The 26,378-nt window shown below is 47.1% G+C and carries 18 protein-coding genes and 2 pseudogenes; 5 read left to right on the forward strand and 15 right to left on the reverse strand.

The features are described from left to right. The first annotated feature begins 519 nt into the window (after positions 1–519). Complete coding sequence (locus tag L1N85_RS23360; protein ID WP_235241442.1) at positions 520–1,797, forward strand: MFS transporter; 1,278 nt, start codon at positions 520–522, stop codon at positions 1,795–1,797. Positions 1,798–1,911: 114 nt separating this feature from the next. Here the strand turns inward: L1N85_RS23360 and L1N85_RS28065 are convergent, their stop codons facing one another. The 6 genes and pseudogenes from L1N85_RS28065 to L1N85_RS23385 form a co-directional block, all read right to left on the reverse strand. Beyond that, positions 1,912–3,843, reverse strand: a complete 1,932-nt coding sequence (locus L1N85_RS28065) for a GH32 C-terminal domain-containing protein (protein WP_407946555.1) — start codon at positions 3,841–3,843, stop codon at positions 1,912–1,914. Positions 3,844–4,332: 489 nt separating this feature from the next. After that, positions 4,333–4,980, reverse strand: a pseudogene (locus L1N85_RS28070) (glycoside hydrolase family 32 protein); the annotation flags it as partial. Positions 4,981–5,050: 70 nt separating this feature from the next. Then, entirely contained in the window at positions 5,051–6,541 is a 1,491-nt protein-coding gene (locus tag L1N85_RS23370; protein WP_235241444.1) for a glycoside hydrolase family 32 protein, read from the reverse strand. Between the two features lie 96 nt (positions 6,542–6,637). Further along, on the reverse strand, positions 6,638–8,254 hold the full coding sequence (locus L1N85_RS23375) for an ABC transporter substrate-binding protein (RefSeq protein ID WP_235241456.1): 1,617 nt from the start codon (positions 8,252–8,254) through the stop codon (positions 6,638–6,640). Positions 8,255–8,311: 57 nt separating this feature from the next. After that, positions 8,312–9,193, reverse strand: a complete 882-nt coding sequence (locus L1N85_RS23380) for a carbohydrate ABC transporter permease (protein WP_235241445.1) — start codon at positions 9,191–9,193, stop codon at positions 8,312–8,314. Positions 9,194–9,208: 15 nt separating this feature from the next. Next, the gene (locus L1N85_RS23385) at positions 9,209–10,078 is read right to left on the reverse strand and encodes an ABC transporter permease (RefSeq protein ID WP_235241457.1); all 870 of its coding nucleotides are present in this window, start codon (positions 10,076–10,078) and stop codon (positions 9,209–9,211) included. Positions 10,079–10,708: 630 nt separating this feature from the next. Between L1N85_RS23385 and L1N85_RS23390 the strand changes: the two genes are divergently transcribed. Next, the gene (locus L1N85_RS23390; RefSeq protein WP_235241446.1) at positions 10,709–11,776 is read left to right on the forward strand and encodes a LacI family DNA-binding transcriptional regulator; all 1,068 of its coding nucleotides are present in this window, start codon (positions 10,709–10,711) and stop codon (positions 11,774–11,776) included. A 22-nt stretch (positions 11,777–11,798) separates the two neighbouring features. On the opposite strand, the gene L1N85_RS23395 is transcribed toward L1N85_RS23390, so the two are convergent. The 7 genes from L1N85_RS23395 to L1N85_RS23420 all read right to left on the reverse strand — a co-directional run bounded on the left by L1N85_RS23395 (position 11,799) and on the right by L1N85_RS23420 (position 21,126). Continuing rightward, a complete protein-coding gene (locus L1N85_RS23395) occupies positions 11,799–13,328 on the reverse strand; it encodes a glycoside hydrolase family 32 protein (RefSeq protein WP_328285274.1) in 1,530 nt (509 codons plus the stop codon). Positions 13,329–13,461: 133 nt separating this feature from the next. Further along, positions 13,462–15,135 (reverse strand): GMC oxidoreductase, encoded by a 1,674-nt coding sequence (locus L1N85_RS23400; protein WP_235241447.1) that lies wholly within the window; start codon positions 15,133–15,135, stop codon positions 13,462–13,464. 453 nt (positions 15,136–15,588) lie between these two features. Then, positions 15,589–17,265, reverse strand: a complete 1,677-nt coding sequence (locus L1N85_RS23405; RefSeq protein ID WP_235241448.1) for an alpha-amylase family glycosyl hydrolase — start codon at positions 17,263–17,265, stop codon at positions 15,589–15,591. Between the two features lie 91 nt (positions 17,266–17,356). Next, the gene (locus tag L1N85_RS27415; protein WP_268818443.1) at positions 17,357–17,485 is read right to left on the reverse strand and encodes a hypothetical protein; all 129 of its coding nucleotides are present in this window, start codon (positions 17,483–17,485) and stop codon (positions 17,357–17,359) included. Further along, positions 17,482–18,354 (reverse strand): sugar ABC transporter permease, encoded by an 873-nt coding sequence (locus tag L1N85_RS23410; protein WP_235241449.1) that lies wholly within the window; start codon positions 18,352–18,354, stop codon positions 17,482–17,484. The genes L1N85_RS27415 and L1N85_RS23410 overlap by 4 nt, the downstream gene beginning before the upstream one ends. Continuing rightward, positions 18,351–19,694 (reverse strand): carbohydrate ABC transporter permease, encoded by a 1,344-nt coding sequence (locus L1N85_RS23415; RefSeq protein WP_235241450.1) that lies wholly within the window; start codon positions 19,692–19,694, stop codon positions 18,351–18,353. Before L1N85_RS23415 ends, L1N85_RS23410 begins: the two co-directional genes overlap by 4 nt. Before the next feature lie 91 nt (positions 19,695–19,785). Continuing rightward, entirely contained in the window at positions 19,786–21,126 is a 1,341-nt protein-coding gene (locus tag L1N85_RS23420; protein ID WP_235241451.1) for a sugar ABC transporter substrate-binding protein, read from the reverse strand. 479 nt (positions 21,127–21,605) lie between these two features. Between L1N85_RS23420 and L1N85_RS23425 the strand changes: the two genes are divergently transcribed. The 3 genes from L1N85_RS23425 (at position 21,606) to L1N85_RS23435 (ending at position 25,477) form a co-directional block, all read left to right on the forward strand. Continuing rightward, entirely contained in the window at positions 21,606–22,634 is a 1,029-nt protein-coding gene (locus L1N85_RS23425; RefSeq protein WP_235241452.1) for a LacI family DNA-binding transcriptional regulator, read from the forward strand. A gap of 4 nt (positions 22,635–22,638) precedes the next feature. Beyond that, positions 22,639–24,588 carry a glycoside hydrolase family 15 protein gene (locus tag L1N85_RS23430; protein ID WP_235241453.1) on the forward strand — a complete coding sequence of 650 codons (1,950 nt, stop codon included), beginning with the start codon at positions 22,639–22,641 and terminating at the stop codon, positions 24,586–24,588. Between the two features lie 448 nt (positions 24,589–25,036). Next, the gene (locus tag L1N85_RS23435) at positions 25,037–25,477 is read left to right on the forward strand and encodes a Dps family protein (protein ID WP_235241454.1); all 441 of its coding nucleotides are present in this window, start codon (positions 25,037–25,039) and stop codon (positions 25,475–25,477) included. Positions 25,478–25,546: 69 nt separating this feature from the next. On the opposite strand, the gene L1N85_RS23440 is transcribed toward L1N85_RS23435, so the two are convergent. Then, the gene (locus L1N85_RS23440) at positions 25,547–25,780 is read right to left on the reverse strand and encodes a hypothetical protein (protein ID WP_235241455.1); all 234 of its coding nucleotides are present in this window, start codon (positions 25,778–25,780) and stop codon (positions 25,547–25,549) included. A gap of 54 nt (positions 25,781–25,834) precedes the next feature. Further along, positions 25,835–26,281, reverse strand: a pseudogene (locus tag L1N85_RS23445) (IS200/IS605 family accessory protein TnpB-related protein); the annotation flags it as partial. Positions 26,282–26,378: the final 97 nt, after the last annotated feature.

Genomic DNA, 26,378 nt, shown 5'->3' on the forward strand with positions numbered 1-26,378 from the left:
CTAGAAATCCTTCACCCAGAAAATCCAAATTCCATCATAATCGCAAGGTGAATTGTTGACCCTAGGCATCGATAGGCCTTAACCTGTTGACATTGAATAGATAACCCAAAAAATGGCCCGGAGCAGAAATACATTCATGTAAAAGCTTTTAATCCTTAACCCAGGCATTTGTCACGGATCCCACAAGGATGAACTTATTCAGCAGCCGACTGTCAGAATATAGCTAGAAACTAGATCTATTCCACACTCTTTAGGTAGTTTGAGCTGGATTAGATCTAAGAATTAGATCTATGGCAAACGGCTGCAGGATATATTAGCTCATTTGACTGTTGATATCTCTTCGTTTACCCATGCTAACTTAAACGATTAAGTTATATCCGAAATGACGTTGCGTGCTTGGTTTCGCACTTTCGCTTTTCGTTTCGTACTAGAATCGGTAAGTGTCTGTTGCTGTGGGATTAGACGCAAAATAATTGACTCTTCAAGTTATTATAATCATCAATTTTAGGAGGCGGCATTATGCTTGAGCTAGCTAAGGAATCAAACGCCGAAGCATCCACTCGCCAGCAGAAAGACGGCCAAGCCGCGTCCATATGGCGCAGCCGGACATTTCTCGCCGTGTTTTCCAGCTACAGCCTGTCATTGCTTGGCAATACCTTTCACAGCATTGCCCTTAACCTGTGGGTGTTGCAAACGACCGGAAGCGCTAAGCTTATGTCTGTCGTTCTGATCACGCATCTGGTGATCAGCATGCTGTTCGGTTCGTTTGCCGGCACCATCGCGGACCGTACGGATCGCCGCACGCTGATGTGGGTGACGGATATTGTCCGTTTCGTACTCGTAGCGGCCATCGCGATTCTCGTTTATTTGCCTAATGTGCCGTTTATTTGGATTGTGCTCCTAACCGGTTTAGTGGCCTTCGCAGGCGTGTTTCGTACGCCGGCCTTTCAAGCCTCGCTCATGGAGATCGTCGGCAAGGAGCAGATGACCCAGGCAGTTGGAGCAATCAGCATATCGGATAATATGATCCGCATAGCGGGATTCGCGCTTGGGGGTATTGCAGTTGCCGCTTTCGGCGGCGCATTCGCGATTGCGATCGATGCGGCAGCCTTCCTCGTATCGGCGGTCCTTCTACTTTTTGCAGGAAAATTCCCATACGCCGCAGAAAAAAACACAACCAAACCAAAAACAGCCTTCAAAGAAGACCTGGCAGAAGGCTTCCGCTACGTCTTGAGTAATGCTTTCGCAAGAGCAGCGGTTATCCTCCTACCGCTTGTCATGTTCTTCTTCCTGTCAACGTTCATGCTTATACAGGTCATGGCGGTTCAGATTTGGCAGGCTAAACCATTTGTCTTCGGATTACTGGAAGCCTGCATTCCTTTAGGCTACGTGGTCGGTTCCATCCTAATTATGCGTCTCGATTACCGATTAAAATATAGAGGCAAATGGATCTTAGGGAGCATACTACTTATGGGACCCGTATTTATAGCGATTTCGCTAATGCCAACTGCCACCATAGCGCTGCCGCTTATTTTTCTCGTAGGCTTCCTGTTCTCGTTCAGCACGACGATCATATTCATCGCGCTTCGAGTGGCTATCGACCATGCAAAGCAAGGCAGAGTATTCGGTTTGTTAGGGTCCTTGACGAGCATCGCGCCCCCGATCGGGTTGGCCGTTTTCTCTACCTTGTCCGACATCTATGGGCCAGCTATTATTATAACGGCAAGCGGCACCGCCATGCTCCTTATGGGCATCTTTGCGTACAGCCGCATGAAGTCGATCCGAAATTTTAATTAATGGCTTAATAGAGGTTGTTCAAAAAGTACCCTTTCTGCTTGAAAGCAATAGAAAATACAGCCAACATATGTTCTTGCAGCATGCTACCCTGCGGTAAAAAGAGCCTAACGGCTCTTACTTACTCCATATACTCTTCAACGGGTATAATTCCAGCGACTTTAAAGTTACCTCTCCGCCCTCACTGTAAATCGTTATTCCATTGCTTTCAGGATCGGGAAAGATTTGATCGGTAATAACCGTTTCGCCAATGTTTCCAAACACTTCAACCGAAGAGCGGTCCACGAAAATATGCATTTTAACAGTCCCGTTTGTCATATTCATTGGCCCTTTGTGCCTTCCTGCTACATTGGCTCCAAAATCAAATGCCCCGGAATTCCCGCGGTCGATAAACAATTGCCCGTATGCGGCATCATAACCAACCGTTGTATAGTCCTCCGCTCCCTTGCGCACCTGAAAGCCAAATTCGGTAACTTTCGGATCAGTTTGTTCAAACTCGGCAATCAGTTCAAATGTATCTTCCGATACGTTAGACAGAAGGCTACTATGGCCGGAAATCGTTTCATTCGATAATGAAACCTTAGCACGCTTATCACGAATGCTTTCTAAAGAAACTGGTGTTTGCTTTAACCGCAACCCTTCATCCGTATCGGTCAACTCCATCGACCGCGGCAATGTCATTGCGCCTCTCCACGTTGAAGTTGGCGTATGATTGGCATATTGCCAATTGCTCATCCATCCGAGCCAATACCGTTCCCCGTTCTTGCCGGCAATATCGCTCCAATCGACAGCTGCGTAGAAATCCGCCCCGTAATCAACCCAAAGCACTTTATCGGAAGGATTGTCATTCGTAAACGTTGTTCCGTCAAAGCTCCCGACATAATATTGCATCCCCGATCCGCCGGCAGGCGCCCCATCGTTAATGCTGACCAGCAGCACCCATTTCGTCTTGTTCGGGTCTCCGTCAATCGGCAGCTCGATTAAGGTTGGACATTCCCAAATGCCGCCGTTGCTGCCATTTGTAGAAGGAATCCATTGGCCGGCAACGGCAGACCAATCGGTAAGGACACCGCTCAGCCTCTTTTGCCCGCTCACGGGTTCAGATGCAACCTGGTCCACCTCTTCCGCCATCGGTCCTTCATTGTATACCCGGACGTCGTCCAGATTTAAATGTCCCCAGCTTCCTGCAGCCTTGTCAACCACTTTAAGATAGAGCACTTCTCCAATGTACCTGGATGCATCCCAAATATATTGCTGATATTTTTCCTCATTGAATTTCGTATTTGTCTGGCGGATTAATTCCTGGTCATCGGACGCTCTTACTAGTGAGACATACAGATTGTCGATATCATTGCCGCCGCCCATCAAGAAGTTGATTTCCCCGGAGCCGCTGAGCCTGAAATAAGACGAATGCAATTCCCCGGCCGCTTCATCCCCCTTGTGCAAATCCGAGAATCCCCACAAATGATGGCTGCCTTGCTGACCAAACGGCCCGCCCCAATAAGCAGCTTTATCTGAAACATGGTCATCGGTAAACGCATTGCCATGAATGGCATGCCACCCCGTCAAATCTCCGGTTTCAAAATCATGGTTTGCGATTTCCTTCTCATTCGTTTTAATCGTTTTCATTCTGTTCACATCCTGGAATACGGCTGATACTCGGGAAAAACTTAAGCCAAAATGTCCGGATGAGAATGCAGCGTCATTGGCTTCTAGCATCAACTTATCGTCCACGTACATTTTGATGCTACTGCCGTCCGCATCGACCTTGATGCGATACAATCGGTCCGGAACAACGGCCATTTCCTTCTCGGCCAGAACGTTCATAACCCCCTTGCTTGCCTTGAGCAGTTTCACCTTGCCGCCCGAGGCATCAAGCTGTGCGTAATATCCGTTGCCTGCATCGGCGTCTGATCTGAATAGGAGCGAAGCTGTTCCGACGCCTTCGTTTCCTGTTAATTTAACACTGGATGTATAGACGAAATGATCCCCTGTTTCATCGCTCATAAAAACAGCATTTTCTGCAGCAGATCCGCTTCTCCCGTCCATCGTTTCCGTCCATTCGCCATGAACATTGACCCAATGGGATACATTCGTCCTAAAGTCCGATTTGTTCTCGAACTTCACATTTCGAAAGCCCGCCGTTGAATGCCAAGCGGATAACCCATAGTAACCATAATCGTATGCAGCGTCCGTCACTTCAATCACAGCCTGGCCGTCAACAAAGACAGCAAAATGATCTCCGTCCACCTCCACTTTTACATGATAAGTTTTCTCGGTGCTGATCGTTAACGGTATGGCTGCCAGCTCCTCATTGATTCCCTTCACGTTTTTGCTTAATATAACGAGATCCTTTTTTGCGTCCAAATTGACGATATAACCTTGGCCGACATGTTTATCCGCGCGAAAAACAAGCCCTCCTGTGCCTTCCCGGCCATTCTTCTCATACAACGTAATATCGCCTTCATAACTGAATGCTCTGCCGCCGGTTTGGGCGGACAAAGCGAATGAAGCACGGTCCAGACTATTCGCCTGAATTCCGCCATCCGGACCAAATTCGCTTGCATACTCCCACACCTTTAAATCAGGTGAAGTGTAGAACATGATCTTGTCCTTTGCCGCAAGCGACATGACCCACTGATTGGTGTCCTCATGCCAGAACACCTTCGGATCCCGCCAGTCTGGAATCGGAGAATTCGGCATCACCGGATTTCCAACATACTTCTCCCAGGTTCTTCCTTTATCAAGACTATAAGCAATACTTTGAACTTGGCCATGCTCTCCGCCGGCATGCGTAAAGATCGCAATCATCGCTTCTTTGCCGAACCCCGCCGTATTGTTCCAATCAATCACCGCGCTTCCGGAAAAAATCTGGCCGTTTTTATCCGGGGACAGCGCAATGGGCATATGCTCCCAATGAATAAGATCTTTACTTACGGCGTGACCCCAATACATCATTCCCCATTTGGTGCCATTCGGATGATACTGATAAAACAAATGATATTCGCCTTCATAATAAACCATCCCGTTCGGATCATTCAGCCAATTGGCTGCCGGGGAATAGTGGAATTGATTGCGGTAAGGCTCCGTATAGTAGTTCGGATCTTTCGGTTCAGCATTCGTGCATGCCGTAAATAATGAAATAAAGATGGCAGCCAAACATAATATCGATATTTTTCTGTCCATTTTGTTCCCCCTGATAAAAGTAACCCTCCATACATTGAATAGATGGAGGGTTCTTGATGATAATTTATTGTTACGCCGTAACATAAGAATATATCGATTGCAGTGGATAAAGCTTAAGAGAAACAAGCTTCGCTTCGCCATCCTTCACATACAATTCCATCCCGGTGCTGGTCGGATCCGGGAAGATCTGATCAGTCACTGCAATCTCTCCGTCATTCGCAAATACTTCGACGGACGATTGATCGACAAATATATGCAGCTTGAGCCGTCCGTTATGGAGCTCAAGCTGAACATCGTGTTTGCATGCAAAGGCTTCATGGAAATGCTTCTCGCCAGAATTGCTGCGATCAATAAACAGCTTCCGGTCAAAAACGTTATAACCGACAACTGTCTCTTCCCGCTCGGACTTCCGCAGCTTGAAGCCAACTTCCGAGGCATCTCCCGGATCGATTTCACATTCGATTTCATAAATATCGCCTTGCGCATCCGACAGCAAGTTCTGACCAGGAACTATCGTTGTTTCTTCCCAGTGCTTAGCTCCGAGCCGAAGCTGCTGCAGCTCCGCGAGCGGTTCCTGAACGAGCCGAATGCCGTCAGGCACCTTCTTCAGAAACAACACCCGAGGCAAAGTCATTGCGCTTCGCCAGCTGGCCGTCGGGATAAGATTCGCATATTTCCAATTGCTCATCCAGCCGATAAACAGCTTTCCTTGGTCCGCCCTTTGAGCATCGGACCAAGTGACACCGGCATAATTATCTCTGCCATGGTCCAGCCACAATATCGTTTCAGGCGACGCATCGTTCGTAAACGAGCTTCCGTCAAAATCGCCCACAAAATATTGCGTCCTCGAGCCTTCAGGACATTGCGGATTGTCGCCAATGCTTACGATCAGCACCCATTTGCTTCCTTCCATACCGCCATCGACCGGCAGTTCAATTATATCGGGACATTCCCATACGCCATCATGGGAGCCCTCGGCTGCCCCGAACTCACTTTCAACATTCCATTGCTTTAAATTAGAAGATGTATAGAATAGGACCCGGTCACCTGTAGCAAGTACCATCACCCACTGCTGCTTCGGCACATGCCAGAACACCTTCGGGTCTCTGAAATCCGTAATCGCCTCTTCGCTTAATACGGGATTGCCTTCATATGTTATCCATGTTCTGCCTTTATCCAGACTATAAGCAATGCTTTGCCGTTGTCTTGGGCGTTCAGAATCCGGGTAATGATCAGCGTGTGTAAAGATAGCTACAAGTCCGGGCTTTCCTCCAAAAAATCCGCTTGTATCCTCCCAGTCCACAACTGCGCTTCCGGAAAATATCTCCCCATGCTCATCCGGTTTGAGCGCGATCGGGCAATGCTCCCAATGCGTCAAATCTTTGCTGATTGCATGTCCCCAGTGCATTGGCCCCCAGGTCGTACCGTCGGGATGATGCTGATAAAACAAATGATACTCGCCTTCAAAAAAAACCATTCCATTAGGATCGTTCATCCATTTGGCCGGCGGGGTAAAATGGAATTGCGGGCGGTACTTCTCTCTTTGTAAATCGTTAAACATTAGGTCCACTTCCTTCCAAATCTTTCTTATATGTTTAAAAATAGCCGGAGCATGGCCCTAATTTGGAGCACCTCCGGCACATTTTTTTACGCTTGCTTATTTAACGTTCCGATTGTAGCCGTCTTGCTTAATTTTCAGCCATTCCTGCAGTCCAAGGCGATCCAGTTCTTTCAGGAAGCTATCCCACTCGCTATCCACTTTGCCATTAGTGATCCATTCCGCACGTTTTCTAAGTACATAAGGCCTCAGGTCAGCTTCAATCGTGGACAGGCGGTCCAGCTCTTCTCTGGAGAAGAATACTCTTGGATAAATGTTTTCTGCTTTCATGTCTTTGACATAAGTGTCTTTAATCAAGCCCAATCTCCATGCTGCGTCGTCCGGCTTTGTGGTCACTTTGCCATAGTAGCTGTCCAAGATGGCCAATGGCCCGCCGACGCTTGTTTTGCCTCTCAATTCACCAGGTGCTGTACCGTTCAATGGCAAATGCTTCAGCATCTTGTTCGCTTCATCCCACTCAAAGATGTTCTGCAACGTTTCATCCCCGAAAGTACCCCAGTTGTTCATGACCGATTGATGCGGATCATAGCACTGATCGATCCATTTTGCAGTAGCTTCGATGTTTTTGTTATCAGCCGTAATGACAAACCTTCCCCGGTCGAGGCCCATCCCGTTTGTTCTTGTTACGTTTTTCCAACCGTTAGGACCTTCAAGGGCAGGCATAACATCAAATTTATCGTTCATGCCTGTCACGTTCGCTTTATCCCAGGTGAAGTAGAGACCGAAGCGATCTTCTTTGCCTTTGGCAATAAACGTATTCCAGTCTTGCGTAAAGGCTTCTACGTCAATTAGACCTTCCGCATTCAATTCATGGAAGTACTTCACAGCTTCTTTATAACCGCTGTCTGTCGGCGCAAACATGACCTTGCCGTCATCGCTGACAAGCGTATAATCCCAGTTATAGCCGAGTCCGAATGAACCCGCCAAGAAGCCGATATCTTCATTTCCTCCATCGGAATGGATAAAGGAGACCGGAATTTCATCCGCGATTCCATTTCCGTTAGGGTCTTGTGTTTTAAAGGCGATCAATACCTGCTTCAGTTCCTCTGTTGTCTTCGGCATTTCCAAACCAAGCTTATTCAACCATTCCACATTAATCCACGGCATGTTATTCACCGAGTGAATGCTTTCTTTTCCTTCACCAAGCTCCTCAATCCACGGCAGGGAGTAAATATTGCCGTCCGGCGCCGTAATCATCGATCTATAATGCGGTGCCTGCTCCAGCACTTTCTTGAGATTCGGCATATGATTGTCAATAATATCGTTTAACGGAATAATTGTGCCATCCTTAGCCAGTTTCAATAAATCATAGTCGCCCAATGCAGCGTCAAAAATGGCATCCGGAAGCTCACCGGTTGCAAGCGCCAGATTTCTCTTCTCGGCAAAGATATCATGTGTGTAGTTCTTCCAATTGATGTGAATTCCAGTCGCTTCCTCCATCCGTTTGAAAATAAGCTTATCGTTTGGATCAGCTGGAGCCAGCGGGGAGCTTTGAGTCATAAAGTCCAAAGTGATTTTCGAATCTTTCGAATCTGCAGCCGCATTGCTGCTGGAGCCAGCGTTGCCTGAATTGCTGCTTGAAGATTCCGTGTTGTTGCCGCAGCCAGTAACAAGCAATAGTGCCGCCAGTGAAACGATGAGTGCTTTTTTCTTCATGTTTTTCAAGAATAACCCTCCTTATTTTTGACAAGCTTATTTATGTCAGCCGGTTCATTATTTTAATGAACCGACCAAGACACCCTTTTCAAAATACTTTTGGAAGAACGGATACATAATAATCAACGGAAGACTGGAAATAACGATGGATGCATATTTCATAATTTCCGACAGCCGTTTCAGTTCATTCATCGCCTGAATATCAACCATGTTGCTAGGATCCACTTGATTCTGGATCAGGATTGATCTCAATACGAGCTGCAGCGGATATAATTTCTTATCGTCTAAATAAATCATCGCATCGAAGAAAGCGTTCCACTGTCCGACAAATGCCCATAATGCGAATACGAAAATGATGGGCTTGGAAAGAGGAACGATAATTTGATAAAAAATCCGAAATTCCGAAGCGCCATCCACCTTAGCGGCCTCGTTTAATTCCTTCGGGATGCCTTTAAAGAAAGTTCTTGCGATAATAATGTTCCATACACTGACAGCGCCCGGAAGAATCAATGCCCATACCGTATCCAGCATCCCCAGACTCTTCACCAGCAAGAAAGTCGGAATTAATCCGCCGCCAAAGAACATCGTGATCAGAAAGATCGTCATAAAAAACTTTCTACCCACGAAATTATCGATGGATAATGGGTAACCGGCACAAACGCAAACAACAACTTGAATCAAAGTGAATGAAACGGAGTAAAAAACAGCATTGATAAACCCCCGCGTCATCGCCTCATTCGTCAAAATCATCTTATAGCCTTCAATGTGGTAATCCGACGGATCAAATGAAATGCCCTTGTTCAATAGTGCAGTCGGTTCCATAAATGAACCAAGAACCACATAAAGCAACGGAAACACCACAATCAAAACGGCAAGAAATAACAATGTGTAGTTAATCGTCAAAACAAACTTGTCAAACCTGGTTGGCTTAAAGTACATATAATGACTCCTTCCTTAATAAAGGCCTTGGTTTTCATTCAATCGCTTGACAATGTAATTCACTAGGACCAGCATAATGATGTTTACGAAGGTTTCAAATAATCCGATTGCAGCAGAGAACGAATAATCGCCCGCTTTTAAACCAACCTTATAGACATAAGTCGCAATAATTTCCGATGTTGGCAAGTTCAACGCCGTCTGCATTAGAAACGCCTTCTCAAAGCCGACAGCCATAATTCCGCCTGCCGCCAGAATAAATACGATTGCCATAACCGGCTTGATTGTCGGCAGATCGATATGCCAGATGCGCTGCAGCAGGTTTGCGCCATCTATCGTTGCAGCATTATGCTGTTCCGGGTCTACTCCCGCCAGTGCAGCTACATAAATAATCGATGACCAACCGGCAGCTTGCCATATGCCGGATAGAATATAAATCGACCGGAAATACTCCGGGTCCGACATAAACATGATTGGTTTGCCTGTAAAGTAAGTAATGATTTGATTAATCAACCCGGTTGGCGACAGGAATATAAAGATCATTCCGACAACAACAACAACCGAGATAAAATAAGGTGCATACAGGAATAACTGAATGTTTTTCTTCACTCCCGCTCTCCGCACTTGATTCAGCATTAATGCCATAAGAATGGGAACCGGAAATCCGAGAATAAGGCCAAAAAAGCTTAATTTTAACGTGTTCATTAATAGAACTTCAAAATTCGGCGAATTTATAAACTTTACAAAATGATCGAAACCAACCCACTCACTGCCCAAGATACCTTTTCTGTAACTGAAATCTTTAAAAGCGATAATGACACCGTACATTGGGATGTACTTAAATATGATCGTCAGTATTAACGCAGGCGCCATAAGCACATACAGCATCGGATTTTTTATGATGTATTGAATATTTTTCTTCAAAGTACCGCTTCTCCGTAAGCCCGCTTCTCCGTCAGCATTTGATACATGCCGTTCCTTATTGTTCGTCTCTAAGATTTGTTCCAAAGGATTTACCCCTCCTACTTTTTAATTAACCATAATTTACAATTGCACATTTCATTTTCCCAACAAGCACCTTATTTGCACATTATATATTCGAGAAAGGGCTTTCATTCGATAAAGCCACTATTCAATTACATTTACAATTTACACCCCATTAACCTAAATGTCAATAATTTTTTTCTTCATTTTAATTGTCATATGCACCCGAAATTGTTACAAAAATAGTCTTTATCTTAGAATTTCATTACAGAATCAATGATTTTATAATCAAAACCCCCTTTCAATCGTTAATTCCTAATTTCTCATGCCAATTTTACACTAATAAAACGCAAACAAGATTGCCCATTTTTTATGGTCATTTAATTGAAAATTAATTATTTTGCACAACATCACTTAACGTTTTTGAATGTGCAAATTTGTTCATTTGTAAACTTTTTGTTGATATTTCGAATAAGTTAGTATACATTTAGGACATATGCTTCACTTATAAATCCGTTTTAAAGGAGCTTTCTTATGGCTAAACCAAAAATTACGATCCAACATATCGCCGATTCATTAGGGCTGTCCAGGAATACCGTCTCGAAAGCTCTAAACGGCAATGCAACGATTCCTGAAGATACGCGAAATAAGGTCGTCAAGAAAGCAATCGAATTAAAATACAAGCAATTTGCATTTGTGGATACGGATTCGTTCATTACCAGACAATCCGGCAACATTGCCTTATTGACATCCGACATGCCGACCAGTCCTCATTTCGGCGCTCAAGTACTAAGCGGTCTCGAGGAAAAAATCAGTGCGGAAGGCTATAACCTATCGATTCATATCGTCCGGGAAGCAGATTTGGATACGCTATCCCTGCCGAACAACTTTGAATCCAAAAAAGTAGACGGCATCATTTGCATCGAAATGTTCAACAACAATTACAGCCGATTGATCAGCAATTTAGGGATTCCTACGATTTATATCGATTCAACGGCAGATCTCTTCTTTTCCGAACTGAATGCAGATGTGATATTAATGGAGAATGAGTACAGCACTTATTTGATGACGAAGAAATTGATCGACAACGGTCACACCTCGCTTGGCTTTGCCGGCGATTATAACCACTGTAAAAGCTTTAACGAACGATGGGCAGGGTTTAATAAGGCAATTCAGGAGTCGAATATACCGCTTGACCTGTCGCTTTGTATCGTTGAAGATGACCGAAAGTTTAACCTGGATTGGATGGAGCAGCGGATCGGCCAAATGAAGCGTTTGCCGTCAGCATTTATTTGCGCCAATGATTTCATTGCCATTAGCGTGATGAAGATATTAAAAAACAGGAGTATTCATATACCGGATGATGTTGCGATTTGCGGCTTTGATAACACGCCGGAATCCCGAATTGTTGAGCCCCTATTAACAACCGTCCAAATCTTTAACGATGAAATGGGAATTATTGCCGCTGATATGCTGCTGTCAAGAATAAAGCATCCGTCAAAACCATTTCAAATGACTCACATCAAAACGGAACCGATATTTAGAGCTTCTACAGGGAAGCTGAACCTGCAAAAGGAAGAAAAGCCTGCCATCCGGTCCTAATCGGGCCGTCACGGCAGGCTTTTCACTTATTCCCAAGGTGATACATTTCCATCTTCACCAGTTTGACATTGCCGTTCTTGACGTAAATCTCTATACCCCGGCTTTCGGGAGATGGAAAAATCAGGCTCGTAATTATCCGCTCGCCATCATTTCCGAACACTTCCACCGAAGAGCGGTCAACGAACAGATGCAGCTTGACGCGATTGCGCACATGACGCATTGGGGCACGGAATTCCCACGGGAACAGCGGGCTGAATTGCGTGTTTCCTGAATTCACCCTGTTCACAACCAGTTCCGAGCTTTTGGTATCGTACCCTACAATGGTTTCTTCATGCTCTCCTTTACGCACTTTAAAACCAAACTCTGTCGCCGTTCCCAGCTCGAATTCAGCAATCAGTTCAAACGTATCGTCCTGAAGCCCCTTAAGCGGATTGAAGCCGGGTGAAATTGTCATCGGCTTGCTCCATTTCTTCGCATCGGTGCGAAGCTGCATCAGCTCATGGATTGGGGTTTGAATCAATGTGATCCCTTCTGGCGGCACTGTCCTTAAAGCGACATCACGCGGAATCGACATGGCTCCTCGCCATGGAGACGTCGGCGTCTTCTCCGCATATTGCCAGTTGTTCATCCATGCAATCCAGACGAGCCTCCCGGGCAGATTGCTCCAGGATAATGAAGCGTAGAAATCCTTGCCGTAGTCGACCCATAGCACTTTATCCGGCGGATGGTCATTAACAAAATGTGTCCCATCGAAATGCCCAATAAAATATTGGCCGCGGGAACCGAGACCTTGCTCACCGGGATTGATATCTACCTTCAATACCCATTTCGTACGGGCCGGATCGCCGTCAACCGGCAGCTCAAACAAATCGGGAACCTCCCAAACCCCGGAATGATCCCCCTCTTTTGCGCCAAACTCGCTTAGATAAGTCCAGCTCTTCAGGTTTGGCGAGCCATAGAACATCACTCTGTCGCCGGCGACAAGAGCCATAATCCATTTATTGGTTTTGTCGTGCCAAAACACTTTCGGATCACGAAAATCTTTGATCCCGGGATTCGGCAGGACTGGATTCCCTTCATACTTGGTCCATGTCCGTCCTTGGTCGGTACTGTATGCGATACTTTGCTGCTGCGTTTCACCTGCGCTTGTATAGATGACCACCAGACCGCCAGGCTTGTCCTTAAACAAGCCGCTCGTGTTTCGCTCGTCCACTACAGCGGTACCGGAAAAAATCATTCCCAGACGATCGGGCTGTAGCGCAACGGGCAAGTGCTTCCAATGCACCAGATCCTTACTGACTGCATGTCCCCAGCTCATATTCCCCCACTTATCGCCATAGGGGTTGTATTGATAGAACAGATGATACTCCCCTTTGAAATAAACCAATCCGTTAGGATCATTTATCCAATTCTGGATCGGGGTAAAATGAAACTGCGGTCGGTAAGGATCTACAGGTTGAGTATGGGCTGCATAACCAACTGGAATCGCTGTTGTAATCATTATGGCAAGCAGCTGTAAACAAATAAGGAATACTCGGAATTTCAGCTTCAACTTTTCAAGACCCCCTTTCATTAACTTGTTTGGAACGCATGAATACAAAGATATTTCCCTATAAATAGCTGAAATATTCAAAAAGGCAGCTCCTCAGTAAAATGAAGGACTGCCTTTGGATTCATCTATCTCATTAATGTTCACTCGCTATATAATCTGCAGTGCGAATTGCCATGGCGACCGTTGTTAATGTAGGGTTTACGCCTCCGATTGAAGGCAACAGGCTGTTGTCCGCCACAAAGAGTCCTGGCACGTTATGAATCTGACCGTATCGATTGGCGGAAGAAGTTAAAGGATCATCACCCATACGGCACGTTCCCGCTTCATGGAAGTCTGATCCGGGAGGATTCATGCAAATTTTCGGCAGGCCATTTTTCATATCGATGGGTGTATTCAAGATCGCAGAAGTTTTTTCTATCGCTGTGTACATTTGATGAATGATTTCTTTATCCTTATCACTATAGGAGTAATTCACCTGAATTTTCGGTATGCCATATTCATCCTTCCTGGTCGGATCCAGGTAGATCATGTTCTCATAACGTGCTTCTACTACACCGTAGCCACTAAAACCAACCAGCAGCTCCTCCTCCAGCATCGGCTTCTCTTGATAAGGCTGATGCCAAAAATAGTCGCCTTGAAGGCCGAATGGACCTCCGATTTGGATCTGATACGGACGAGCCTCCGCTTGAGGGATAATTATTCCTAAAGTCCCTACTTTCTCAGGAATTTCTCTTCGGTCTAGCTTTCCGACAGCCGATAAACAGGAATGGTCGACCAAATAATGGCCGATTGCCCCCCCTTTGATGCCTGAATTGAGCAGAATTCTTGTGCTAGCCAAAGTTCCGGCAGATAATACGACCGTTTTGGCTTTAAGATGATAAGTTTTTTTCTCACGGGATATGACTTTAACTCCAGCAGCTTTACCGTTTTCGATAAGAATTTGGGCTGCCTGGGCCCTTATTGCCAAATCAAACCTTTTGCGAAACAACGCATAGGCCAGAAAATTAATTGAACTCCAATTAACATTGGAATGAATCTCGCCGTCTTTTAACGGCTGCATATCTACGGCGAGCGGGAAGTTCATTGCTTCATAATATCCCCCTTTCCGCAGTCGCTCAAGGAGGATAGATTGAATCGCCGAGCCTTTAAAATACGCGTTCGTAATATCCATAGCCTGTTCAGCGAGCCTGTAATAGTAATCCATCTCCTCAATTGGAACCGGCCAATGGAGAAGGTCGGAAACCGGCAGACGCGGAGTGACCAATCCCCAAAAGATCGTTTTCCCTCCCAAGGCATTCACTACCCTTGCACCGGAAAACATGGGCAGCTCATTACCGATGGGATCAGAAACCGTCCCGAAAAAATTGTTCAGACGCGTACTATCCATCGTAGCTATATTTCGTGCATGCGTCGGCAGGATGAGATCTCCCGTTTCAACAATTCCGATTCGTTTATTCGTATTTCTCCATCTTTCACACAATCTTCGCAGAACGGAGCCGCCCCCTGCCCCGGTTCCAACGATAAGAACATCATAGCTAGCTTGCTCCATCTCTTCGAGCGATGTTAACGTTATCCATTGATGCAAATATTCCGATGGATGTATTGGCGAACATAAAGGTATGCTGTTCAGTACCGTATCCGGCCTTTGCGAAGAAGGCAGCTTGATCGCTTTGCCGGCTACGCCCAGATCCGGACTCGGGATATCCGGATTAAGGAGCAATATCTCATTTATCTTAATACCGGATTTATCCGCGATACTTCTAAGCGAATCTCCATCATTGGCAATATAGATCCGAATCGTATTCACGCTCCCTTACGATACTAGTTCAGCTATAGTCCCTTCACTTTCACCGCATATCCTCTCCTTATGGGTTGCCATTAATATATGCTATGGGGTGCGGATGTAATACGGCGGATGTCAAAGTGATGAGCAAGTAGAGCTGGAGTTTGCGCAAGAATCAAACCAGTTGACTTCTGTTATGAAACACAAGAAGGTGCCGGTTCGTACGACGGAACGCGTCCAAAAGTGGTTTATCCTGCGAGATGCGTTTCGATTGATTGAACCACTCGAGTTTAACGATAAAAACCTGCAGATAGGTTGCCTTTATCTCGAAATCCGAACGTTTTAGTTGCCGGATCAACATCATTATAACCAAAAGAGTCTTGCCCGCAATCGGAGGCAAGACTCTTTTAGTTATGAATAGATTTTTCGTTTCCTCGCGTATCCTGATAATCGATGAACTCCAGGAAAGCCGCTTTGTCAGTTTAAAATCGCGGAACCGTAAGGGGGAAGCGTCAGCGTTTTACCGTCTTCGCCCAGCTTGCTGCCTTCCTTTGTATACAGCAGCAGGTTCGTAAATTCGCTCTTGTCGCGCAGCGTAAGCTTTTGTTCTTCTCCCGACATGTGTACTACGAGTACACGCTCGTCCTGCGTCATCCGCACGAATGCCGTCATTTTATCGTTATCGCTCGGATAGTCAGCGATACTTCCGTCACGCAGCGCTTTCACTTCATTCCGCCAACCGATCATCTTGCGATAATGGCTGAGCAGCGATTCAGGATCGCTCGATTGCCGTTCGACGGAAGGCGTTTCATTGTTATGTCTCGTAGTTTCCCAACTCGTCTGCCCCGCTTTCGGCTGTTCAAACCACAGCATCGGCTCACGAATGAATTCATCCGGTTTCTTGCCCTGCATCCCGATTTCCTCTCCATAGTAAATGAAGGGATTCCCGGGTATCGTCAGCAGCAAAGAGGCGGCCACTTTGGCTCGATCCACATTTCCTCCCAGTACGCTCATGACCCGCTCCTGATCGTGATTGGTGAGGAAAGGGGCGTCGATGAAAGCACCATTTGATATCTTGGCAAACAAATCATAAGCCCGTGATATCGAAAAGCCCAAATCCGCGCCCCGCTCCCTGTTCGCCAGATCCACCAGTTGTTCCGCAAGCCCGAAATTAAATCCGGAATCAAACGGTTCCAGGTAAGGGGCAACCGTTACCGGGGAATTATCCCAAATTTCACCCACGATGTATGCTTCGGGGTTCACCTCATCCATGCCTTTGCGGAATTCGTTCCACCAAGTGATATTTTTGGCCGCCTTGTCCTTGTTGCTGTAATCGCCTTGCGTGTCGATGAAAACATGTTTGGCCGCATCCAGGCGGAAACCGTCCGCACCTTGCTCCAGCCAGAATTGGCCGATCTTGATCATTTCCTGCCTGACTTCCGGATTGTCCAAGTTCAGATCCGGCATTCCTTCCCAGAAGATCCCCAAGTACTTGCTGTCATCAGCGGTGTGCCAGGCGTTTCCGCTGCCCGCAGCACTGGTTGAATCCACTTTCTCGTCCTTGTTCTTCCATGTGTACCAAGAGCGGTATTTGCCGTCCGGATTTTTCGAATCCGTGAACCAAGGGTGCTCCGAGCTGGAATGGTTCACCACCAAATCCATAATCACTTTAATGCCGCGCTTATGGGCTTCTTCGGTTAATCGCTTGAAGTCTTCCAGCGTTCCGTATTCCGGATTGATATCGTAATAATCGGTCACATCGTATCCATGATAGCTTGGAGAAGGGTTAATCGGCATGAGCCAGATTCCCTCCACGCCAAGATCGGTATCCGTATCGGGGTTGCCGTCGTTCAAGTAATCCAGCTTCTCGATTACGCCGCCCAAATCTCCGATCCCGTCACCGTTCGAATCATAGAAAGAACGGACGAAAATTTCATAATAGACGGTAGAGGGCTGTTCATCGACATCGGCCTGCTTGGCGGTGTCCGGCGAGCTTTGTTCCTGCGCTTCGGGGCTTTCCGTCTTCGTTTCGTTCTCACCATCATTCTGCACCTTGTTATTCGGCACATCGTCCTGAGCTTCACTGCAGCCGGCGGATACCGCCAGGATGATCAGAACAAGCCATATCGTAATCCACCATCTAGAACGTTTCATATTATTGCAGGAACACCCTCTCTATTTAAAGATCATGTACCCGTAAGCCTCGATTTGAATGGTCAATGCGCCTAATACAGCAAATGCCAGATTACTGCGGCTGATTCATGCCAACCCATAGCGTCAAAGTCGAAAACGCCATGATAGCCAGCGCTATTATAATGGCGATCCATAAAAATACTTTGGTTAATCTGGACACTGGATTCTCGCCTCCGATCATCCTTTGTTGGCTCCTGCTTTCAAGCCTTCAATAATATATTTTTGCAGGAAGAGGAACAGGATTGTAATCGGAATGGCCACCAGTACCGCGCCTGCGGCAAATTGAGTAAACTCGGTGTTCCCCCTGCCCGTCACCATCTCGAAAAGCCCGATAGCGAGCGTCTTATTTTCATTGGAGCGAAGTACTAACCGCGCAAAAATAAAGTCCATCCAAGGTCCGATGAAGTTATTGACGGCGATAAAGGTAAGGATCGGAATCGACAGCGGCATCATCACTTTAAAAAAGATCGTCGTATTCGAAGCGCCGTCGATCTTTGCGGCTTCTTCGAGACTGCGGGGCAGTCCGTCAAAATACCCTTTCACGAGCCACGCTCCGAATGGAATCGATCCGCCGGCGTACACCAGAATCAAACCCCAGTGATTGTCCAGTAAATTCAGCTGCAGCAGCAAAATGTAAATGGCGATCATGCCCATGAAACCGGGGAACATCTGTAGAATCAGCATCGCCATCAGCCCTTTTCTGCGGCCGGGGAAACGAAACCGGGAGAAGGCATACGCCGATGTCACAATCAGAAAGGTGGAAATGATCATGTTCATCGTGGCGATGAACAGCGTGTTCTTATACCAGAGCAGATAATCCGTTTCCTCGATTAGTGCTTTGTAATGGTTCAGCGTCAAATTGTCGGGAATAAAAGCGCTGCTGAACAGCGTATTCCCCGGGTTCATGGAACCCAGCACGATCCAAGCGACCGGATAAATGACAAAAATACCGGTAAGAATCAGAATAATATAAATACAAGCGATAACCAGATTCTCCCGAAGCTTCATGCCAACCGACAGCGATTTTTTTTTGTGTGTGCGGTTCGTCATTGTATCATATCCTCTTCTTTAAAGGCTTTTGTTCTCCGGAAATTATAAACAGAGAAAATGGAAACGATCACGAAAATCAGGATGGATACGACGGACGCCATGTTGTACTGGTTTTGTTCCAGCGTAAGCTTGTAGATCCAGGAAATTAGAATGTCCGTGGACCCTGCGTAGCTGTAAGCGATGTTGGTCGGTCCGCCCTGCGTGAACAAATAAATCATATTAAAGTTATTGAAGTTGCCGGCAAAGCCCATAATAAGAAGCGGTGCGGTAGCGAACATGACAAGCGGAAACGAAATTTTCCGGAACTTTTGCCACGCATTTGCGCCGTCCACCTCGGCCGCTTCATACATATCCTTGTCGATGCTGGTCAGCACACCTGACATGAGCGCCATCCAGAACGGGAAACCAAACCAGATGTTGACGGTCACAAGCGCTATTTTCGCCCACGTCGGGTCTGAAAACCACGGGATCGCTTCTAGCCCGAATAGTTTCAGATACTGGTTGATCGGCCCGAACTGCCCGTTAAAAATGTTGCGGAAAATCAAAATCGAAATAAATTGCGGTATCGCCCAAGGCAGAATGAATACCGTTCTCCACAGCTTCTTAAAACGGATTCGCTTGTGGTTAATAATGACCGCATAAAACAAACCGACAAAAAACGTTGTGACGGTAGCGAGAATCGACCAAATGACAGTCCACCACAATACCCCATAGAACGTATTGCTCCAAATTTCCAATTTGAACAAGTTGACGAACGTCTGGAAACCGACCCAGTCAACGAGCTTCAAGGGAGGCAAGACCGGCGATGCATAGTTGGTAAATGCGATTAATATGCCGAATGCGAGCGGCAAAATCGTCAGGAACAGCGTGAAAATAAAGGCGGGCGTCAGAAGAATATAGGCATAGCCCTTTTCCCATGCATTCTGCAGCGATTCCACAAATGATTTGGGCTGCCCGCCCTGATCGATCATTTTGCCCGTCTTATAGGCATCGATGATATTACGGATATAGATCAATAGAAGGATAAAGACCACAATCAGGATAATGACGCCTTCAATCATCAGGAAAATCGAGTGGTCGCCCTGCTCGGTGATTTTCCCCCGCGCACCCCGCACCTGGGGCTGTTCGCCAAGTGTATATAAACCCCACAGTCCATGCGCGATAGGTTTAGACCACACCGCGATCACAAAGATTTCAAGAACGGCATACAAAATGCCTTTGATGAATTGCCGGTTGAAGATTTGCCCTATTCCCATGAACAGCGCAGATAAAACCGCGCTCATAACGGCTCGTTTCAATCCCGTTGCCTTGCCGGCGGTTGTATTTATGTGAGGACTCATAGGAGCCACCTTTCTTCTTAGTCATATACCGCCCAAGGCTCTCCATTTACGGGAACCATTGGGCGGTGCAAGGAAAAGCTATTATAAGGTCTTATTTTTCTGTTTTTTGGATTTCGATTGCTTCCTTGATTTGCTGCACCGCGGAATCAAGCGCTGCCTTCGGCGCGGCTTGCTCGTTCCAGATCGCGGCAAGCGCCGATCCCGCCGGTCCCCAAACGGCCGGCATTTCCGGAATGTTTGGCATAGGTACGGCAGATTGTGCTTGGGTCAGGAAGGCTGCAGCGATTTCGTCTTTTTGAATGATCTCATTCTCGAGCAGCGATTTGCGCGGCGGGAGTTCGCCCGTCATTTCAAATCGTTTCAGCAGCATTTCTTCGCTGGTGGCGAATTTCGCATACAGGGAAGCAGCTTCCGGATATTTCGTATACGCGTTCACGTAGAAGCCTTTAACGCCGGAAAAGCTTGTCGGAACATTGCCGTTCTCGAGCTTCGGCAGCGGAGCTACGCCAAAGTTAAGACCCGCATCTTGGTGGCCTTTAACCGCCCAAGGACCGTCAATATTAAACATCAATTTGCCTTCGTTGAATAAGGATTGCTTGACGTCATAAGTGATGTCTTCGTTGTTAAGCGGCAGGATTTCTTTTTTGAGACGCAGCATAAATTGTCCGGCCTTCACCGCGCCTTCATTGTTCAAACCGATATCGTTAGGATCCGTATTGTTATTGCCGAATACATAGCCTTCATAGCCGCCGATGATGGAGTATACGAAGTAGAAGTTGCCGACTTCCATCATAAAGCCGTATTTGTTTTGGGCTTTATCCGTAAATGCTTTCGATTGGGTAATAAGCTCATCGAATGTTTGAGGCGCTTGCTTTACAAGATCTTTGTTATAGAACAAAGCGTAAGTCTCAATGTTTGTCGGGTAACCGTACATTTTGCCATCTACGGATGTACCGGTAATCGCGGCTTCCATGAAATCCTGCTGGTATTCATCCGCGTAGAAGTTTTCCAGTATCAATCCTTGCGCTGCCATGCCGCCGGCATGGTCATGAGGCGCTGCGAACACGTCTGCCGCAAGGCCGGCAGGTCCGTCCGTTTTCATTTTGCCAGGCGCATCCGTGTGTCCGACTTCCTCGACCTTAACGGGGATGTTGTATTTTTTCGTGAACTCTTCGGCCACAAACCGGGACCATTCCCCTTCTTTGTCCTTGTTATCCCACACGATCAAGGAAGCGCCTTCCTCCGGCTTATACTCTTCTTCCCCGGCTTGGTTGTTGTTCGCGGCCGCATTGTCGCCGGCAGAATTCGCAGAGCCCGAATTGTTGGCGGCCGCATTTCCTCCGTTGCCCGCTGAATTGTTTTTACCGCATGCCGCAAGGGTAAACACCATCACAAAACAAAAAATAAGTACCAACAGCTGTCTCAATTTCATCGATACCAACCCGCCTTCTCCATAAAATTTAAAATTCCTGAAATACAAGTACAGATGTCTTTAATAACCCGCCCCGACTTATTTCATCCGCAGTTCCGCTGTTTCTCACCCCCTTAACGTCATTTACATCCCGATACACCCGTTGTATGCAAACGTTTGTACAAGTTTGGCGAGAAAGTGCTGTGGAATCGGATTTTTTACGTACTCCACGTTTTTCCGATGCTGAAATGGAGTTGTAAGCGTTCTATTCGTGTATCCATCATACAACAGAGTGTTAAGTTTGTTAAAACGTTTGCACAGTTCATTATCGGAGTATTTTATAGGCTTCTCTTAACTTATCGCCGTTTTTCTCTCGATACTTCAGTTTTTTAACATTTGTGCAATACTTTCGTAAGATATATATTTACTTTTAGACAATAATTGCATTAGGATGAAGCATAGCATGCACACACGATTGCGCGATGGGGGCTCACAATAATATGGTAACCATTAAAGATATTGCAAAAGCAGCAGGGGTATCGCCTTCTACGGTTTCCAGGGTCGTTTCCAATCACCCGAGAATCAGCAAAGCAACCTCGCAAAAGGTGAAAAGATATATGGAGGAAATGGGCTACCATCCGAATGTGATGGCGAAGAGTCTCGTTTCAAAAACAACAAAGACGCTAGCCATTATGCTGCCTCGTCCTGCTGAAGAGCTCTTCCAGGACTTCTTTTTTGGTGAATTGCTGCGCGGAATACTGACACAATCGACGCGAGCCGGCTACGATATGCTGCTCACGGCAGCCACCTCGCCGAGCGATGAGACGGAAACGGTATCCAGGCTAGTCTTCGGTCGCCGTGTCGACGGCGTAATCCTGTTATCGTCCAGAGTAAATGACCCGCTAATCGATCTGCTTGATAAACACAAATTCCCTACCGTATTAATCGGGCGCACGGAGGATCATCCAAACATTTTATCCGTCGACAACAATAATGAACAAGCAGCCTATGACGCTGCTCAGCACTTAATCGTTCAAGGCCATGAAAGAATAGGCTTTGTCAGCGGGCCTCCCTCTCTTACGGTCGCGCATGACCGGATGAAAGGCTACCGCAAAGCCATGTTGGAAGCGGGTCTGCCGATTCGGTCCGAATGGATCGTCGAAGGAGAGTTTCTGCAGCAAAGCGGCTATCGAGCCATGTCATTTATGATGAGTCTGCCCGAGAGGCCAAGCGGCTTGGTCGTCATTGACGACGTAGTGGGGTTTGGCGTCCTTCGCGGCTTGACAGAGCTTGGCTACAAGGTGCCGGACGATCTCAGCATCGTAAGCTTCAATAACATCGCCTTGTCCGAGCTTGCTACACCGCCAATCAGCTCTATCGATATCGGCACCTATCAGCTTGGCTACACCGCATCGCAAATGCTGATCCGATTCATACAAGAAGAAGTCGTGCATCAAAGCCGCATGATCATCCCGCATAGGCTGATCGTTCGTGAATCCTCTATTCAAATCGTATCCAAAAGGAGTTGACAGCATGTCGAATAAAAAACCATTTTTAGTTGATGCCATCATTGGAAATTCCAAGTTTCTTGCCTCGCTCGGCCGCACAGGAAAAATGTATCGCCTGTGGTGGCCGAATATCGATTTGCCGCAGCATGTCGATGCCATTCGCACCGGCATTCAGCGGGAGAAATCGTCCGTCTCTTGGTTCGACGAAGAAACGGGCGGCTGGTCACACGAGGCCGCTTACGTATCGAAAACGAATATTTTCCGCGTAAGCGCCCGCTCCGGGCAGGATCCGGTCCAGGTCGAAAGCCTGCATTTCGCCGTTCCCGGCGAAGATCTTATCGTACGCGAATATACGTTTACGAATGTCGGCGATCAGCCGGCTTCCTTCTCGTTCATCATTCACTCTTCTTTTCTGGTCAGCGAAAACCGGCTATATAACACGACGATGTTTAACGAGGCTAACGATTCGTTGGTTCATTTCCGTCATAAGTACTATTTTGCGCTTTCAAGTGCAAACGTATGCACCAAATATCAGGCAGGATTGGCTTGGGATGACGTTCAAAACGGCGATCTCCGCGGCAACAACATCGACATGAAGCCTGATGGCGCTCTGAAATGGAGCATTGACGAGCTTGCTGCCGGTGCGTCCGTGACGATTCCCGTCTACATTACGGCCGGTCATGACGAGGATAGCGCATTGCAAAATATGCGGACTGCGAAAAGCAAAGCCAGCTCCGAATGGGCTGCGGAAACGACCGCTTATTGGAACGAATATTTAGCTGCTGCAGCGCCTTGCCCGGTTGACGACGCAGAAATTGCCGACTTGTACGACCGCTCGCTGCTTATGTTTAAGCTTATGTCCGATGAGCAAACCGGCAGCATCATTGCCGCACCCGAGTTTGACGAGCATTTTGTCCGCTGCGGCGGATATTCGTTCTGCTGGGGCCGGGATGCCGCATTCATTACGACAGCGCTTGATAAAGCGGGCCTTGGCACCTTGTCCGACAGCTTCTATGCTTGGACGCTTACTGCGCAATCGCCAGACGGCTCTTGGCAGCAGCGCCACTATCACGACGGCAGCCTTGCGCCGTCATGGGGACTTCAAATCGATGAGGGCTCGTCCATACTATGGGGCATGTGGCAGCATTATTTGGAGAAAAAAGACAGCGCCTTCGCCGCGCAGGTATGGCCGGCTGTCGAGAAGGGCGCGAACTTCTTGCTCGGCTGGTTGGATGCGGAAAACGGCTTGCCTAAACCAAGCATTGACCTATGGGAAGAACGGGAAGCGTCGCATACGTATTCCTCCGCTGCCGTGTATGGCGGCTTGACTGCCGCTGCAAGCTTCGCGGAGCTGGCTGGAAGATATGATCTCGCCGGGCAATGGACGGCTGCGGCTGAACGGATTGCGGCTGCCATAACGGAGCTGTGCTGGAATGAAGAAGGCGGCAGCTTTTACCGCGGCGTTAACCTTACTGTGAATGCCGGTAAATTCGAACAAGCAATCGCTTCGGGCAGTACCGGCCGCATAGTAGAGGGCAATAAAGGCTACAAGAAGCATGTCCTCGATCACGATCCCGTCCTTGACATCAGCTTGCTCGGTATCGCCGTTCCGTTTGCAGCCGTTCCTGCCGACCACGATTATATGCGCCGTACCGCTGACGCCGTGGAAGCGGCACTAACCGTACCCGCTGTCGGAGGTATCAAGCGCTACGAGGATGACATCTATATCGGCGGCAACCCATGGATTCTCACGACGCTATGGCTTGCGCATTACCGTATCCAGACCGGATGCATCGACGATGCAAAGCGTCTCCTGAAGTGGGCGATCGACCACCGCACGGAGACAGGCCTGCTCCCTGAGCAGGTTGATAAAATGACCGGCGAGACCGCATGGGTCGTACCGTTAACCTGGTCGCACGCGATGTTTATTTTAACCGTGTTTATGCTGGCGGAAGCGGAAGCCGCTTCGAAATAATGATGATTGATTCGCTGGGCGGAGTAATTTAAAACCGAACAGGCTGTCACGTGGTCGCATGACCTCCGGGACAGCCTGTTTATTTTGCGGCAGTCCGCCATTCGACGCTCTTTATTGGTTTTGTCCGGTAACTTTACTCGGGAGCCCATCATTCAGCGCTCTATAATGGATTTGTCCACTAACTTTACTCCGGAGCCCATTATTCACCGCTCTATACTGGATTTATCCAGTAATTCGGCTTGGTGTGGCTCCTGGATCTTCCGTTTTATTCACTCATTATGTTTCAAAACTCAATATAGCGTGTAAATATATTGACAAGCGCATCATAGTTTGTAATAATTATAAATAAGTAATAAGTCTAAGTTCACTAATCTGGCGAAAAAATTTGCTTTATTCTCGTATTCACAAACTGCTTGTAGCGCAGACTACCTCAGAAAGGATGATCAATATGTCTAAAAAAATACAAGACCATTTAAATTTGCAAATCGCAAACTGGAGCGTACTGTACATTAAGCTCCACAACTACCATTGGTATGTGAAGGGCTCCCAGTTTTTCACGTTACACGCCAAGTTTCAAGAGTTCTATGAGGAAGCAGCTCTTCATGTCGATGAGATCGCAGAGCGCTTGCTCGCCCTGAAAGGCAAACCGATCGCTACAATGAAGGAATATTTATCGGCATCTAGCATTAAAGACGCAAGCGGCAAAGAAGACGCCGTTCAAATGGTCGACCAATTAATCGAGGATTTCACGACCATTATCGGCGAACTAAAGGAAGGTATGGAAGCAGCGCAAGAGGCCGGGGACGAGACAACAGCCGATATGCTTCTCGCAATCCACACAACACTTGAAAAGCATGTATGGATGCTTAATGCGTTTAACGGTAAATGACAGAAAAAAAATAGCATAGTAAAAACAGCCGCAAATGGTCGGCCGTTTGCGGCTGTTTTGCTTTTATCGCTAGCCCGACACGTCACTCTCGACTTTTATTTTCAAAATTAGAAGCGTATCCTTCGCTTCAATGATTTGCTTAAGCTGCTGTTCATCCATCGGAGCGAACGTATTAATCTTCGATGACTGAGTCTGCCTGTATACGGCCAAGGTTTTGACATCCCCTGCCTTAAGCCTAAGCTCTTCCTCGCCGATCGCAGGAATAATCTTTGTCAGCCTTCTACGAATGAATACTCCCGCCACTTACCGATGCTGTCGCTTCGGCTGAAGTGGGGGTTTCTGATGTATCATCTTTACTTACTTCAGGATGCTTAACATCAGTGGAGTTGACACATTGATGGTCTGGTTACCATTGGGCCCCTCTATCCCATCCGTTCCTAGTGCGGATACGTTTGGGAATACTTTACGCATAATGTTCGCTGCGCCGTTCACATCAGCATGAATCAGGCCTTTCGCACTTTTATACAGCCCTCGATACATTCGCTTGCCAGAGAAGATCCATATCCTCTCTTCATCATAATGCGGCAATGGGTCTTGATCGAGGAAGCTGGCTTTCGAGGTGTACGCTTCTTCGGTCAACCTAACGGCTATTCCCTGTTCAGCCGCTTTATACTGGATCATCGATATGAGCATCTGATGCGGGATGTGACAGAAAGGCTGATTGTTTCGCCGTCCGATCGCGGACGCTTGCTTCCATCCATCGTTATACCCGATAACGATTGTGCCGATCTGTTGCTCCACGGCCTATCCACTTAAAAAAATGTTCATGTGAACTGAACTATGCTACTCTGTAGACGAAGCTAACAGTTGATTTCGAACGGATTTTGCGCGTATTCTTCTG

This window comes from Paenibacillus alkaliterrae (genome assembly GCF_021532375.1).
In the GTDB taxonomy this organism is placed as follows: Bacteria; Bacillota; Bacilli; order Paenibacillales; family Paenibacillaceae; genus Pristimantibacillus; species Pristimantibacillus alkaliterrae.

What these genes read in the sequence shown, in the direction of transcription:
- L1N85_RS23360 (WP_235241442.1), top strand. Translation starts at nt 520, where the DNA reads ATGCTTGAGCTAGCTAAGGAATCAAACGCCGAAGCATCCACTCGCCAG.
- L1N85_RS28065 (WP_407946555.1), bottom strand. Translation starts at nt 3,843, where the DNA reads ATGGACGGGAGAAGCGGATCTGCTGCAGAAAATGCTGTTTTTATGAGC.
- L1N85_RS23370 (WP_235241444.1), bottom strand. Translation starts at nt 6,541, where the DNA reads ATGTTTAACGATTTACAAAGAGAGAAGTACCGCCCGCAATTCCATTTT.
- L1N85_RS23375 (WP_235241456.1), bottom strand. Translation starts at nt 8,254, where the DNA reads ATGAAGAAAAAAGCACTCATCGTTTCACTGGCGGCACTATTGCTTGTT.
- L1N85_RS23380 (WP_235241445.1), bottom strand. Translation starts at nt 9,193, where the DNA reads ATGTACTTTAAGCCAACCAGGTTTGACAAGTTTGTTTTGACGATTAAC.
- L1N85_RS23385 (WP_235241457.1), bottom strand. Translation starts at nt 10,078, where the DNA reads ATGCTGTATGTGCTTATGGCGCCTGCGTTAATACTGACGATCATATTT.
- L1N85_RS23390 (WP_235241446.1), top strand. Translation starts at nt 10,709, where the DNA reads ATGGCTAAACCAAAAATTACGATCCAACATATCGCCGATTCATTAGGG.
- L1N85_RS23405 (WP_235241448.1), bottom strand. Translation starts at nt 17,265, where the DNA reads ATGAAACGTTCTAGATGGTGGATTACGATATGGCTTGTTCTGATCATC.
- L1N85_RS27415 (WP_268818443.1), bottom strand. Translation starts at nt 17,485, where the DNA reads ATGATCGGAGGCGAGAATCCAGTGTCCAGATTAACCAAAGTATTTTTA.
- L1N85_RS23410 (WP_235241449.1), bottom strand. Translation starts at nt 18,354, where the DNA reads ATGACGAACCGCACACACAAAAAAAAATCGCTGTCGGTTGGCATGAAG.
- L1N85_RS23415 (WP_235241450.1), bottom strand. Translation starts at nt 19,694, where the DNA reads ATGAGTCCTCACATAAATACAACCGCCGGCAAGGCAACGGGATTGAAA.
- L1N85_RS23420 (WP_235241451.1), bottom strand. Translation starts at nt 21,126, where the DNA reads ATGAAATTGAGACAGCTGTTGGTACTTATTTTTTGTTTTGTGATGGTG.
- L1N85_RS23425 (WP_235241452.1), top strand. Translation starts at nt 21,606, where the DNA reads ATGGTAACCATTAAAGATATTGCAAAAGCAGCAGGGGTATCGCCTTCT.
- L1N85_RS23430 (WP_235241453.1), top strand. Translation starts at nt 22,639, where the DNA reads ATGTCGAATAAAAAACCATTTTTAGTTGATGCCATCATTGGAAATTCC.
- L1N85_RS23435 (WP_235241454.1), top strand. Translation starts at nt 25,037, where the DNA reads ATGTCTAAAAAAATACAAGACCATTTAAATTTGCAAATCGCAAACTGG.